This is a genomic window from Streptomyces sp. NPDC021212 (assembly GCF_044332925.1).
GTDB lineage: Bacteria > Actinomycetota > Actinomycetes > Streptomycetales > Streptomycetaceae > Streptomyces.
Map to the genome: position 1 here is coordinate 26,178 of NZ_JBIRPZ010000012.1, position 12,531 is coordinate 38,708.

General features: G+C 70.4%; 12 protein-coding genes and 1 riboswitch. Of the genes, 3 read left to right on the plus strand and 9 right to left on the minus strand.

What is annotated here, in order from left to right; translation table 11 throughout:
- Positions 1-168 precede the first annotated feature (168 nt).
- Both ACH4SI_RS29805 and ACH4SI_RS29810 read right to left on the minus strand, forming a co-directional pair.
- Complete coding sequence (locus tag ACH4SI_RS29805; RefSeq protein WP_398301012.1) at positions 169-1,527, minus strand: NYN domain-containing protein; 1,359 nt, start codon at positions 1,525-1,527, stop codon at positions 169-171.
- A 23-nt stretch (positions 1,528-1,550) separates the two neighbouring features.
- Positions 1,551-1,796: a hypothetical protein gene (locus tag ACH4SI_RS29810; protein ID WP_398301014.1), complete on the minus strand. Its 246-nt coding sequence runs from the start codon at positions 1,794-1,796 to the stop codon at positions 1,551-1,553.
- A gap of 144 nt (positions 1,797-1,940) precedes the next feature.
- Between ACH4SI_RS29810 and ACH4SI_RS29815 the strand changes: the two genes are divergently transcribed.
- Together ACH4SI_RS29815 and ACH4SI_RS29820 are read left to right on the plus strand one after the other, a co-directional pair.
- Positions 1,941-2,651: a rhomboid family intramembrane serine protease gene (locus ACH4SI_RS29815; RefSeq protein ID WP_398301016.1), complete on the plus strand. Its 711-nt coding sequence runs from the start codon at positions 1,941-1,943 to the stop codon at positions 2,649-2,651.
- Positions 2,648-2,929 carry an Lrp/AsnC family transcriptional regulator gene (locus ACH4SI_RS29820; protein WP_385449028.1) on the plus strand — a complete coding sequence of 94 codons (282 nt, stop codon included), beginning with the start codon at positions 2,648-2,650 and terminating at the stop codon, positions 2,927-2,929. Before ACH4SI_RS29815 ends, ACH4SI_RS29820 begins: the two co-directional genes overlap by 4 nt.
- Before the next feature lie 17 nt (positions 2,930-2,946).
- Here the strand turns inward: ACH4SI_RS29820 and ACH4SI_RS29825 are convergent, their stop codons facing one another.
- From ACH4SI_RS29825 to ACH4SI_RS29850, 6 genes are all read right to left on the minus strand, one after another.
- Positions 2,947-4,308, minus strand: coding sequence for an aminotransferase class V-fold PLP-dependent enzyme (locus tag ACH4SI_RS29825; RefSeq protein ID WP_398301019.1), 1,362 nt, complete (start codon positions 4,306-4,308; stop codon positions 2,947-2,949).
- A 153-nt stretch (positions 4,309-4,461) separates the two neighbouring features.
- Positions 4,462-4,579: riboswitch (SAM riboswitch) on the minus strand.
- A gap of 516 nt (positions 4,580-5,095) precedes the next feature.
- Positions 5,096-6,178: an anthranilate phosphoribosyltransferase gene (gene trpD, locus ACH4SI_RS29830; protein WP_398301021.1), complete on the minus strand. Its 1,083-nt coding sequence runs from the start codon at positions 6,176-6,178 to the stop codon at positions 5,096-5,098.
- Between the two features lie 155 nt (positions 6,179-6,333).
- Positions 6,334-7,971 (minus strand): cytochrome bc complex cytochrome b subunit, encoded by a 1,638-nt coding sequence (locus ACH4SI_RS29835; RefSeq protein ID WP_398301023.1) that lies wholly within the window; start codon positions 7,969-7,971, stop codon positions 6,334-6,336.
- Positions 7,968-9,023, minus strand: a complete 1,056-nt coding sequence (locus ACH4SI_RS29840) for a Rieske 2Fe-2S domain-containing protein (protein ID WP_398301025.1) — start codon at positions 9,021-9,023, stop codon at positions 7,968-7,970. Before ACH4SI_RS29840 ends, ACH4SI_RS29835 begins: the two co-directional genes overlap by 4 nt.
- On the minus strand, positions 9,020-9,829 hold the full coding sequence (locus ACH4SI_RS29845; protein ID WP_398301027.1) for a c-type cytochrome: 810 nt from the start codon (positions 9,827-9,829) through the stop codon (positions 9,020-9,022). The genes ACH4SI_RS29840 and ACH4SI_RS29845 overlap by 4 nt, the downstream gene beginning before the upstream one ends.
- A 69-nt stretch (positions 9,830-9,898) precedes the next feature.
- Positions 9,899-10,519, minus strand: coding sequence for a heme-copper oxidase subunit III (locus tag ACH4SI_RS29850; protein ID WP_398301029.1), 621 nt, complete (start codon positions 10,517-10,519; stop codon positions 9,899-9,901).
- Positions 10,520-10,730: 211 nt separating this feature from the next.
- Here ACH4SI_RS29850 and ACH4SI_RS29855 point away from each other — a divergent pair, with 211 nt between their 5' ends.
- Complete coding sequence (locus tag ACH4SI_RS29855; RefSeq protein WP_398301031.1) at positions 10,731-11,132, plus strand: hypothetical protein; 402 nt, start codon at positions 10,731-10,733, stop codon at positions 11,130-11,132.
- Positions 11,133-11,165: 33 nt separating this feature from the next.
- Here the strand turns inward: ACH4SI_RS29855 and ACH4SI_RS29860 are convergent, their stop codons facing one another.
- Positions 11,166-12,419: an Ig-like domain-containing protein gene (locus ACH4SI_RS29860; RefSeq protein WP_398301033.1), complete on the minus strand. Its 1,254-nt coding sequence runs from the start codon at positions 12,417-12,419 to the stop codon at positions 11,166-11,168.
- Positions 12,420-12,531: the final 112 nt, after the last annotated feature.

Consider the following 12,531-nt stretch of genomic DNA (forward strand, 5'->3'; position numbering starts at 1 on the left):
GGTGATCAACCGAGCGAAGGTTCGAGCCGACATTAGTAACCCTGCCGTGATCCGTTCAAATCCCGGCGACAAAAAAATCGGCCACGGACGCATCTTTTACAAACATCGCACGGGCAGTGACGGCCAATTGACGCTGCGCTGATGATTATCGGCCGCCAGGCGCACCCGTCAGGTGCGCGCAAGTCGCTTCAGCAACAGGGCGGATGCCACGGGGCGCGCTCCGGCGCGTGCGACCCCGTCCGCGACCTCGCGGTCGGTCGACACCACGACCACCGGACGCCCCGGCGGCTCGGCCCGCACCAGCTGCCGGATCAGCTCGTCCGCCGTCACCCCGGGCTTGCTGAAGAGCACCCTGACCCCGCGTGGCGGCGCCAGCAGCACCGGGGCCGCCAGCTCCGCCCCGTCGAAGACACAGGTCATCTCCGCGCCCGTCTGCGCCGCGAGCACGGCGAGCCCGCCCAGCAGCCGCAGCCGCTGCTTCTCCAGCGGCATGGTCGGATAGCCGGTCTTGGTGACGTTGTATCCGTCCACCACCAGATGCGCCTGCGGCAGCGCCAGCAACTGGTCCAGCAGCGCCGGGTCCATCTCCGACAGCGCCCTGGTCGCTATGTCCTTCGGCGTCATCTTCCCCGGCTCGACCGCGTCCACCGAGTCCGCCGGGTGCATCGACGCGGGCGGCAGCGCCAGTTCGCGACGCAGCCCCTGGGCCGCGTCCAGCACCGTGTCCAGCAGCAGCCGCAGCCGCATGTCCTCCACGCTGCGGCCCTCGCGCACCGCCCGGCGGCTCGCCTCCAGCGCCGACTCCGCCTCCGCCAGCCGGGCCCGCAGCCGCCGCGCCTCGCCGTCGGCGGCCGCCTGCCGCGCCGCGGCCTCCGACCGCACGGCCTCCAGCTCGCCCTCGGCCTTGCGCAGCGCCGCCGCCCCGCGCTTCACGTCGCTCTGCGCGCTGCGCAGCTTGCGCTGCGCCGCGTCCGTCTCCTTGCGGGCCGCGTCCAGCTCGGCGCGGACCCGGTCCGACTCCTTGCGCGCCGCCGCGCGGGCGGCCGCCAGCTCCTCGCGCAGCCGCTGCAGCTCGCGCTCCGTCTCCTCGCCGGCCCGCTCGGCCGACGCCCGCTGGGCTTCCTCGCCGGCCGCCTCGACCAGCTTCACCCAGCCCGTCGGGCGCAGTACGTACGCGGCCGCCGCCACGTCCACCGGATCCGCGGCCGCGGGCGGCGAACCGCCCTCTATGGCCTCGGCCAGCTCCGTCTGGGTGTCGCGCAGCCGCTGGGCGATCCGCTGCCGGAAGACGGGGTCGCTCTCCACGGCGGCGGCCATCGCGTTTCCCGCGAACTTCGCGCGCCGGTTCGGGGTGAAACGGGCGTACTGCCGCAGCTGGGGTGGCAGTTCGGTGACCGTCAGACCACCGAACGCGTCCGCGACCAGCGCCACCACGCGCCGCCGCACCCCTTCCGGCAGGGGGCGGTCCAGCGCCTCGGTGACGCCCTCGGCGTCACCGGCCGCCTCGCGGCCGCCCGTCCGGTCCACGACCTTCTCCTCGCTCCGTCTGGTCAGGCGCTCGCGTTCGTACTCGGACGGTCCACCAGCTCGATCTGGTCGACCGCGTTGCACCAGCGACAACGCACTGACTCAATGGTCTCACTGAGCACATCGCGCTCCTCGACCCGAGGCTCCCCGGCGAGGTCGAGGTGGACGAACTCGACCGCCTTCGTCGAGCGGGTCACATCGAAACGGGTGAGGTTGCCGCACAGCGTGCAGCGCCAGCGGGTCTCGGCGTTGGGCGTGGGAACGGCCATGGTGTCGCGTCCTCGCTTCTCGGCTCATCGGCGTCCTGTCACCCTACGGCCTGAGCCCCCGGCCATGGCGGGCCCGTACCCCCCTCCCCCGGGCGGCGGCGAGGCGCTCTGGGCAGGTTGTGCCGGGTACGCGATGATCTGACCATGATCGAGAAGTCGGCGGGGTCCGGCCGTCCCGTGATGACGTACGCCCTCATCGTCACGTGCTGCCTGATCTTCGTCCTCGGACCGGCCTCCGGGCTCGACCCCCGCTACGGCTCCGGCGGGGACCTCCTCCAGGCCCAGACCTCGTACTTCGAGCGCTGGGGAGTCGTCCCCAGCGCCCTGTGGAGCGGCACCCCCGCCGAGCCGCTGACCCCGCTGACCGCGCTCTTCGTCCACGGCAACTGGCTGCATCTGCTCGGCAACATGCTGTTCCTCTACGTCTTCGGGGCCATGACCGAGCAGCGCATGGGGCGTATGCATTTCGCCCTCTTCTACCTCGTCACCGGCTATCTCGCGCTCCTCGGCTACGCCGCCGCCCATGCCTCCTCCCCGCAGACGCTGGTCGGCGCCTCCGGCGCCATCTCCGGCGTCCTCGGCGCCTTCCTCTGGCTCTTCCCGCGCGCCCGGGTGACCAGCCTGTTCCCGTTCCTGTTCTTCCTCCCGCTGCGCTTCCCCGCCTGGGCCGTACTGATCTTCTGGGTCACCCTCCAATGGCTCGCCGCCCGCCAGGCCGACGCCCGCCCCGGCGTGGCCTACCTCGCCCATCTCGTGGGCTTCACCCTGGGCTTCCTCTACGCATGGGCCCGCTTCGGGCGGCCGGATAGAGTGGGCGGCGCAGCCAGGTCCAGCGAGGGAGAAAGCCAGCCGTGATCACTTCGATCGTGCTCATCAAGACCAGCGTGGACCGGATCCCGGAGACCGCCGAGAAGATCGCCGCGCTGGAGGGCGTGAGCGAGGTCTACTCGGTCACCGGCGCGCACGATCTGATCGCGATGGTGCGGGTGGCCCGCCACGACGACCTCGCGGACATCATCACGGGCCAGATCAGCAAGTTGCCGGGGGTGGCCTCCACCGAGACCCACATCGCCTTCCGGACGTACTCGCAGCACGACCTGGAGGCCGCGTTCGCCATCGGCCTCGACAGCTAGGCGCAGCCGGGCGCGCCCTAGCGCGCGGGCACGCAGCGGCCGTCCTCCGTGCGGTAGTCCCACTGCGCGCCGTCCCGGACCAGCTCCTTCACCGCCCGGACGAAGCGCTCCACATGCTCGTCCGGGGTGCCCGCGCCGAAGCTGACGCGGATCGCGTTCAGGGAGCGCTCCCCCGGGGCGGCCTCGGGCGCGCCGCACTCCCCCGGCTCGCCGGGCTCGCTGTCCAGCAGGGTCCGCAGCAGCGGATGCGCGCAGAACAGCCCGTCCCGTACGCCGATCCCGTACTCCGCGGACAGCGCCGCCGCGAAGTGCGAGCTGTTCCAGCCCTCCACCACGAACGACAGCACGCCCACCCGCGGTGCGTCGTCGCCGAACAGCGACAGCAGCCGCACCTCCGGCACCTCCGCCAGCCCCTCCCGCACCTTCGCGATCAGCTGCCGCTCGCGCGCCACCAGGCCGTCGAACCCGGCCTCGGACAGCGCCTTGCACGCCGAGGCGATCGCGTACACCCCGATCACATTCGGCGAACCCGCCTCGTGCCGCGCCGCGGTGGTGTGCCACTCGACGTCCACCCCTCCGTCGTCCCGCCGCGCGACCTTGCGGCTCGCGCCGCCGCCCGCCAGATACGGCCGCGCCTCGCGCAGCCAGTCGGCCCGGCCCGCTAGGACGCCCGCCCCGAACGGGGCGTACAGCTTGTGGCCCGAGAACGCCACCCAGTCCACGTCCGCCGTCGCGATGTCCACCGGGTGGTGCGGGGCCAGCTGCGCGGCGTCCAGGACGATACGGGCGCCGTGCGCATGCGCCGCCGCGGCCAGCGCCTCCACCGGCCACAGCTCACCCGTCACGTTCGACGCGCCCGTCACGCACACCAGCGCCGGGCCCCCGTCCCGCTCCGCCAGCGCCTTCTCCAGCGTCTCCACGGCCTGCCGCGGCGAGCGCGGCGCGCTCAGGTAACGCACCCGCACGTCCTCCCGCTGCTCCCACGGCAGCAGCGAGGCGTGGTGCTCGGTCTCGAACACGAACACCTCCGTACCGGCGGGCAGTACGGCGGCCAGCAGGTTGAGCGAGTCGGTGGTCGAGCGGGTGAACACCACCTGGTCGTCCTCCCGGCACCCCAGAAACGCCGCGACTTCCTTGCGGCTCGTCTCGAAGAGATCCGTCGACAGCTGCGACAGATAACCCGCCCCGCGGTGGACGCTCCCGTAGTACGGGGCATAGGCGGCGACGTCGTCCCACACCCGCCGCAGGGCGGGCGCGCTGGCCGCGTAGTCGAGCGCGGCGTAGGTCACCTCACCGCCGGTGACCAGGGGCACGGTGACGTCGCTGCCGAGGACGGGGAGCGGGGTGGCGGTCTGGACAGCAGAAGGGCACACGGACATGGCGAATTCTCCTGATGGGTGGCAGGCATGCGGAACATCGCTCGACGCACGGCTGATCCGGGCGGAGCCTTGCGGAAAACGGGCGCTGCGGCCCTAGCGCATTCGCTGCGTCACGGAAGAACTCCCTCGACCACCAGGACCCCTAGTGCGAGGGGTCCGCGCTTGCCGCGCGCCTCGCTGCGAGCGGCCTGGTCATCACCCGGGGCACCCCGCCACGGACGGAGGGTTGCCGGACAGCGGGCCGGGGCCGAAGTCGCTGTCGCTCGTGACCTGGAGGGATTGTGCCACACCGCGAGGCGGCGCCCACCCTCTGTCCGCATCGCGGACATGTTCCCCACCCCGCCCCTCCCCGAACCGGGGGCAAGCCCCCGGCCCCCGGGTGGGGGCTCCGCCCCCACACCCCCGCTCCTCAAGCGCCGGAGGGGCTGAGTGGTGGGGCACCGGAGGTGAGCCATTGCCGCCCCGGGCCCCGGGCGGGGGCCGGGGCCGCCGCGCCGCCGGCTTGGCTCCCTCGCCCACAACCGTGCGCGCCGGACGGGGGCGGGTGATCGTACTCGCGTACCGGAGCCGGGGGTCCGGGGGGCTCGCCCCCGGTTACGGGAAGGGGCGGGGTGGGGAAAGAACCGCGCCCCTGGGGCCCCGCCCCTCCGCCATGGCCCGCAACCGCGCCCGCCGACCCGACGGCGGTGACGACACGGCCGAGCCCCGGGGCCTGCCCGCCGCGCGGCGGAGCCGCACATCGGTGCTGTGGGAAGGGGCGGGGTGGGGGAAGAATCGCCACCGCGCGCTACGACGCGTTGCTCGCCCTCACCCATCGCTCCAGGGCCTCCCTCGCCGCGCCCGAGTCGATCGACTCGGCAGCTCGGGCGGCGCCCGTCGCGATGCGGGTCTTGAGCGGGGTCGTGGGAGGGTCGCGGTGCCAGTCCAGGGCCGCCAGGGCCGCGCCCGCGTTCAGGAGGACCGCGTCGCGTACAGGGCCCGTCTCGCCCGCCAGAACGCGGCGTGCCACGTCCGCGTTGTGCGAGGCGTCGGCGCCGCGCAGGGCCTCCACGGGGGCCAGTGCGAAGCCGATGTCGCGCGGGTCGAAGGTCTCCTGCCGGACCGTGCCGTCCCGCACCACCCACACCTGGGAGGTCGCGGTCACGGTCAGTTCGTCGAGCCCGTCGTCGCCCCGGAAGACCAACGCCGAGGAGCCGCGCTCGGCCAGCACCCCGGCCATGATCGGTGCCATCCGGGCGTCGGCGACGCCCGTGACCTGGCAGCGGACCCGGGCCGGGTTGGTGAGCGGGCCGAGGAAGTTGAACGGGGTCGCGATGCCCAGCTCGCGGCGGGCCGCCGCGACGTGCCGCAGCGACGGGTGGAACTTGACCGCGAAGCACATGGTGATGCCCGCTTCCTCGGCGATCTCGGCCACCCGCGCCGGGCTGAGGTCCAGGTTGACGCCGAGCTTCTCCAGGACGTCGGAGGCGCCGCTCGCGGAGGACGCGGCGCGGTTGCCGTGCTTGACCACGCGCGCGCCCGCGCCGGCCGCCACGAGGGCGGACATGGTCGAGATGTTGACGGTCTTGGCGCGGTCGCCGCCCGTGCCGACGATGTCGACGGTCGGCCCGGGCACCTCGATCGTCTTGGCGTGCCCGTACATGGCGCGGACGAGGCCGGACAGCTCGGCGACGGTCTCACCCTTGGCCCGCAGCGCTACCGCGAACCCGGCGATCTGGGCGTCGGTGGCCTCGCCGCGCATGATGCGGTCCATGGCCCAGGCGGTGTCGTCGGCGCTGAGGTCCTGGCCGTCCAGGAGGGAGCTGAGCACGTCCGGCCAGGTGCGGGCCGTCGCGGTGCTGTCGCCTCCGGCTGGGGTCACAACGTCCATGGTCCGCTCCTGAGTGGCTAGATCCGCGCTCGATCAGGGCAAGCCTATCGGCGCGTGCGGCATCCAGAACCACGACCAGGGCCCCGGGCCGGACGCGAGGTCCGGGCCGGGGCCCTGGTCTGTGGCGTACAGACGTCGGCAGACGTCAGCGGGCGTCAGTGGTGGCCGTGGCCGCTGGTGATCTCCTTGTACTCCTCGGAGGTCGGCTTCGGAATGAAGGCGTCCTTGCCGTAGTAGGACTTGGACAGCCTGGCCCGCAGCTTCTGCGACGCCTTGACCTTGCGGCGGACGCCGTTCTCGTCGACCTCGGGGCCGATCTCGTACGCCTTCGGCTGCTCGTGCTGGGTGAGCACGTGCAGCTGCTCCTGCGTGAGCGGCTCGTGGACCTCGATGAACTCACCGTGCGGCAGGCGCTTGATGATGCCGGTCTCGCGACCGTGCAGCACCTTCTCCTTGTCGCGCCGCTGGAGGCCCATGCAGATCCGCCTGGTGACGACGAACGCGATGGCCGGGCCGGCGAAGAAGGCGATCCGCACGAACCAGGTGATCGAGTTGATCGACAGCTGGAAGTGGGTGGCCCACAGGTCGTTGCCACCGCCGATCAGCATCACGAAGTAGGCGGTCAGCCAGGCGACACCGAAGGCCGTACGGGTCGGGGCGTTGCGCGGGCGGTCCAGGATGTGGTGCTCGCGCTTGTCGCCGCTGATCCATGCCTCGATGAAGGGGTAGAGGCCGATCGCGAAGAGGACCAGCGGGAAGGCCACGATCGGGATGAACACGCCCAGGACGAGCGTGTGACCCCAGGCGGTGATCTCCCAGCCGGGCATGACACGGACCAGACCCTCGGCGAAGCCCATGTACCAGTCGGGCTGGGCGCCGGTGGACACCTGGTCGGGCCGGTAGGGGCCGATGGTCCAGATCGGGTTGATCGTGGCGATCGCCGAGATGACCGCGATGACGCCGAAGACCAGGAAGAAGAAGCCGCCCGCCTTGGCCATGTAGACCGGCAGCAGGGGCATGCCGACGACGTTCTTGTTGGTCTTGCCGGCGCCGGGGTACTGCGTGTGCTTGTGGTAGAAGACCAGGATCAGGTGCGCCACCAGCAGGCCGAGCATGATGCCCGGCAGCAGCAGGACGTGGACCGGGTAGAGCCTCGAGATGAGGTCCATGCCCGGGAACTCGCCGCCGAACACGAACATCGAGATGTAGGTGCCGACGACCGGGATCGACAGGAACACGCCCTCGATGAACCGCAGACCGGTGCCGGAGAGCAGGTCGTCGGGGAGCGAGTAGCCGGTGAAGCCGGTCAGCATGCCGAGGAAGAACAGCAGGAAGCCGAACAGCCAGTTGATCTCACGCGGCTTGCGGAACGCGCCGGTGAAGAAGACGCGCATCATGTGCACGAACATCGCGCAGAGGAAGACCAGCGCGGCCCAGTGGTGGATCTGCCGGATCAGCAGACCGCCGCGCACCTCGAAGCTGATGTCGAGCGTCGAGGCGAAGGCCTCGGACATCCGGACGCCCTGCATCGGGACGTACGGGCCGTGGTAGACGACCTCTTCCATGCTGGGGTGGAAGAACAGCGTCAGGTACACACCCGTGAGGATGATGATGATGAAGCTGTAGAGCGCGACCTCACCCAGCATGAAGGACCAGTGGTCCGGGAAGATCTTGCGCATGTTGGCCCGGGCGAGGCTGTAGATGCCCAGCCGGCCGTCGGCCCAGTCGGCGACGCGCTCGCCCGCGGGCGCTTTGCCGCGCCGCTGCGTGTCCGTGTGCGTTGCAGTACTCATCCGCGCTCCCAGTAAGCAGGACCGACGGGCTCCGAGAAGTCGCCCATGGCTTCGAGGTACCCCTGGTCATTGGCCTTGATCCGCAGCTGGGGCAGTGCGTGACCGGCCGGACCGAAGATCACTCGGCCACCGTCGGAGAGGTCGAACGTCGACTGGTGGCACGGGCACAGGACGTGGTGCGTCTGCTGCTCGTACAGGTTGATCGGGCAGCCGACGTGGGTGCAGATCTTCGAGAAGGCGACGATGCCCTCGTGCGACCAGTCCAGCTCGCGCTTGTCCTTGATGTTCTCCGGCTGGAGCCGGACGAGCATCAGGGCGGCCTTGGCGATCTCGGTCTGGAAGTCGTGGTCCTCCTCGCTCATGCCCTCGGGCATGGCGAAGGTCAGGGAGCCCACGGAGATGTCCTCGGGCCGCAGCGGCTGCATGGTGTTGTAGTTCATGAGCCGCTTGCCCTTGGCCCACTTGGTGTGCCGGAGCTTGGTGCCCGGCAGCGGGCCGAGGTCGCGCAGCAGCACGACGCCGGAGAGCGGCACCAGGGCGAGCGCGCCGAAGAGGGTGTTGCGGGCGAGCTTGCGACGGCCGAAGCCGGACTCCTTGGCGCCCGCCCGGAAGTCGTCGAGGACCTTGGCCTTGACCTCCGGGTCGGCCTCGATGGCGTGCCGCTCGTCGGCGATCTCCACGTCGGACATCAGGGTGCGGGCCCAGTGGACCGCACCGGCGCCGATGGCGAACAGCGCGATGCCGAGGGTGACGCCCAGCGCGAAGTTCAGCGCGCTGATGTGACCGATCGGGAAGACGTAGATGTACTTGTCGACCGGCAGCGCCACGTAGGAGGCGATGAAGGCGATCGTCGCCAGCATCGAGACCGTGAAGAGCAGGGCGACGGTGCGCTCGGACCGCTGGGCGGCCCGCTCGTCGATGTCCTGCTGACGGTGCTCGTGCGGGGGCAGCCCCGGGTCCGCGAACGGGTCTTCCACGACCGCGGTCGCGCCGCCCTCCGCCCGCTCCGCGGGCAGCTTCTCTTCTGCTTCTGAAATCTCGTGGCTACTCATGACTTCTTGGCCTTTGCGGTCCGGGCGGCGACCCAGATGGTGAGGACGATCAGCGCGCCCATGCCGAAGACCCAGGCGAAGAGGCCCTCACTGACCGGGCCGAGCCCGCCGAGCTCAAGGCCACCGGGGGTCTTGGACTTGTCGCTGTTGACCGTGTCGAGGTACGCGATGATGTCCTGCTTGTTCTTCTCCGGCATCGTGGTGTCGGGGAAGGAGGGCATGTTCTGCGGGCCGGTCTGCATGGCCTCGTACAGATGCTTCTTGCTCACACCCTCGAGGGACGGCGCGTACTTGCCGTTGGTGAGGGCACCGCCCTTGCCGGCGAAGTTGTGGCACTGCGCGCAGTTCGTGCGGAAGAGCTCTCCGCCCTTCGCGACATCCGCGTCGTCGGTGCTGTACTGGCTCTTGGTGGGCGTCACCGGCCCGGCGCCGAGCGAGGAGATGTACGCGGCAAGCTGCTCGGTCTCGGCGTCCGAGTAGATCTTCTTCTTCTTCGGCACCTGGGCGCCCGGCTGCTGGGCGGGCATCCGGCCGGTACCGACCTGGAAGTCGACGGCGGCCGAGCCGACGCCGACCAGACTCGGGCCGTCGGAGGTCCCCTGACCGCCCGTACCGTGGCAGCTGGCGCAGCCGACGGAATAGAGCTTCTTGCCCTCCTCGATGGCGAGGGACTGGGCGGAGCTGTCATCGGCCTTCGCCTCGCTCGGCGAGAACGCGGCGTACAGCCCCCCAGTGACCGCCAGCGCGAAGAGTAGGACGACGAGCGCAGCCAGCGGATGGCGCCGTCGTGCGGAGAGCTTTTTCACGGATTACCCCGGTGTCAGGATCTTCTGCGTCGATGCTTTAAGGACGTGCTTCCGGTCGCGGTGACCGGCTTACTTGATCATGTAGATCGTGGCGAAGAGGCCGATCCAGACGACATCGACGAAGTGCCAGTAATAGGACACGACGATGGCCGCCGTCGCCTGCTGGTGGGTGAACCTCTTGGCCGCGTACGTCCTCCCCAGGACCAGCAGGAAGGCGATGAGTCCGCCCGTCACATGCAGTCCGTGGAAACCGGTGGTCAGGTAGAACACCGAGCCGTACGGGTCGGAGGAGAGCGAGAGCCCGTCCTTCTTGACCAGTTCGGTGTACTCGAAGATCTGACCGCCGATGAAGATCGCGCCCATGATGAAGGTGACCACGAACCAGGAGCGCAGCTTCCTCACGTCGCCACGCTCGGCGGCGAAGACACCGAGCTGGCAAGTGAGGGAGGAGAGCACGAGGATCGTGGTGTTCGTCGCCGAGAACGGGAAGTTCAGCGAGGACGCCATTTCCTTCCAGTGCTCGGCTCCGGTCACCGATCGCAGGGTGAAGTACATCGCGAAGAGGGCCGCGAAGAACATCAGCTCGGAACTCAACCAGATGATGGTTCCGACGCTGGTGAGGTTCGGCCGGTTGACCGACGGGTGCGCGTGCCCGGTTTCTACTGTCGTTGCTGTCGCCACGACCGACATTATGTCGGTCGCTTATCCGGCCCTCACTCCCGGGGGTGCCGTTCGGAGTGTCCAGGGCGGCGTCAAGGGCATCGATGCTGCTCGTCGCGGCTGTTCCGGGTGATCCCTCGAAGGGGGGAGAGATCCGTTCGCCCCCTCCTCCGGAAGGCTGTACGGGAGTAACATCCGCCACAGGAGCCCGGTAGTCCCCTTGGCTGATGCGGAGGAATCGATGCGGCCGACCGCCACGGTGCTGGTCTACAGCGACGACGCGAACACCCGCGAACAGGTGCGGCTCGCGACCGGTCGCCGGCCCGCCGCCGACCTGCCTCCGGTGGAATTCGTGGAGTGCGCGACCCTCCCCGCCGTCCTGACGGCGCTGGAGGACGGCGGGATCGACGCGTGCGTCCTGGACGGGGAGGCCGTCCCCGCGGGCGGGATGGGCGTCTGCCGGCAGATCAAGGACGAGATCTTCCAGTGCCCGCCGGTGGTGCTGCTCATCGGCCGCCCGCAGGACGCCTGGCTGGCCACCTGGAGCCGCGCGGAGGCAGCGGTGACGCATCCGCTGGACCCGGTGGCCCTGGTGGACGCGCTGGCCGGACTGCTCCGCAAGCGGCTCGCGGTGGACGCCTGACCGCACGCGGTGCGGTGTCACGGAGTCACGGGGTCACACCATGGGGCGCAGCCGGGCCGAGTCGGCCGGGGTGCTGCCGTCCCGCTGACCGGCGACGAGGGCGCTGCCCTGGCGCCAGTCGGCCCAGGCCATGTTCCAGTCGCCGTAACCGTTGCCGAACGTGGCCATGTTGTCGCCGTTGCTGTTGATGACCTTGACGATGTCGCCGAGGTGCACGGTGTTGAAGAACCACCGGGCGTTCTCGGTGGACATGCCGGTGCAGCCGTGGCTGACGTTGGCGTACCCCTGCGAGCCGGTCGACCAGGGCGCGGCGTGGACGTATTCACCGCTCTCGGTGACCCGGGCCGCCCAGTAGACCATCAGGTCGTAGGAACCGGCGCCGAGGCCGATGCTGGCGCCCGTCATCCGTACCGCCGACTCCTTGGCCAGGATCACCTTGGTGCCGTTACGGGTATCGAACCCGGGCATACCGGTCGTGATCGGGATGGTCCGGATCACCTGTCCGTTCCGTCGTACCGTCATCTGGTGGGTACCGGAGTCGGTCAGGGCCTCGATCCGGTCGCCGGTGGTGATCCGCAGCCCCTTGGACTTGCTGCCGTAGAGCCCGCTGCCGATCCTGATGCCCTTGAGGTTGGAGCGCACCTTGACGGTGGCGTGCGCGGGCCAGTACTCGGCCGGGCGGTAGTGCAGCGTCTTGCTGTTCACCCAGTGCCAGACGCCGTCCACGGCGGGCTGTGAGTCGACCTTCAGGCCCCGCTCGACCACGGCCCGGGCCGAGGGGTCCTTGACCGCGCGGCTGAGCTTGGCGGTGACCGGCTGGCCCACCCCGTACTCGCCCGACTTCGGCCCGAAGGTGACCTTCAGCAGCTTGCGCGCGGAGCTGGTGGTGAAGTTGATCGTACGGCGGCCCGGGGAGCCGCCCGAGTCCTCCGTGGACACCCGCAGCGTGTAGTGGGCGCCCGCCGCCAGCGGCACGGTGGAGCGCCACCGGCTGCCGTCCGGCGTCAGCTCGCCCCGTACGTACCTGCCCGCCGCGTCGGTGGCGGTGACGTCCGTGATCCGGCCGTCGTCGCCCTTGGCGGTCACTTGGAGCGGCCGGTCCGGATCGGCCTTGCGTGCGCCGCTCTCACCGCTGAAGGAGATCTGGTCGGCGGCGTCGTACGGCTTGGCGGACAGCGGGTCCGAGGAGGGGCCCCCGCATCCGCTGAGACCCGCTATCAGCGACGCCACCAGCAGGGCACTGGCGAGCACCGCCCGGGTTCGAGGAGATCGAGGTGTGTGGTTCATGCGCTCACGCTATGGACGCGCGCGGCGGACGGCGCGCCGGGCGAGGCAGCAGGGTGACGGGCGAACCGAGCCCCCCAAAAAAAGGGGCCCGGCACCCTTGCGGGTGCCGGGC

Coding starts and splice junctions, on each gene's coding strand:
- ACH4SI_RS29840 (WP_398301025.1), bottom strand. CDS start 9,023: ATGAGTAGCCACGAGATTTCAGAAGCAGAAGAGAAGCTGCCCGCGGAG.
- ACH4SI_RS29810 (WP_398301014.1), bottom strand. CDS start 1,796: ATGGCCGTTCCCACGCCCAACGCCGAGACCCGCTGGCGCTGCACGCTG.
- ACH4SI_RS29825 (WP_398301019.1), bottom strand. CDS start 4,308: ATGTCCGTGTGCCCTTCTGCTGTCCAGACCGCCACCCCGCTCCCCGTC.
- ACH4SI_RS29860 (WP_398301033.1), bottom strand. CDS start 12,419: ATGAACCACACACCTCGATCTCCTCGAACCCGGGCGGTGCTCGCCAGT.
- trpD (WP_398301021.1), bottom strand. CDS start 6,178: ATGGACGTTGTGACCCCAGCCGGAGGCGACAGCACCGCGACGGCCCGC.
- ACH4SI_RS29855 (WP_398301031.1), top strand. CDS start 10,731: ATGCGGCCGACCGCCACGGTGCTGGTCTACAGCGACGACGCGAACACC.
- ACH4SI_RS29835 (WP_398301023.1), bottom strand. CDS start 7,971: ATGAGTACTGCAACGCACACGGACACGCAGCGGCGCGGCAAAGCGCCC.
- ACH4SI_RS29815 (WP_398301016.1), top strand. CDS start 1,941: ATGATCGAGAAGTCGGCGGGGTCCGGCCGTCCCGTGATGACGTACGCC.
- ACH4SI_RS29850 (WP_398301029.1), bottom strand. CDS start 10,519: ATGTCGGTCGTGGCGACAGCAACGACAGTAGAAACCGGGCACGCGCAC.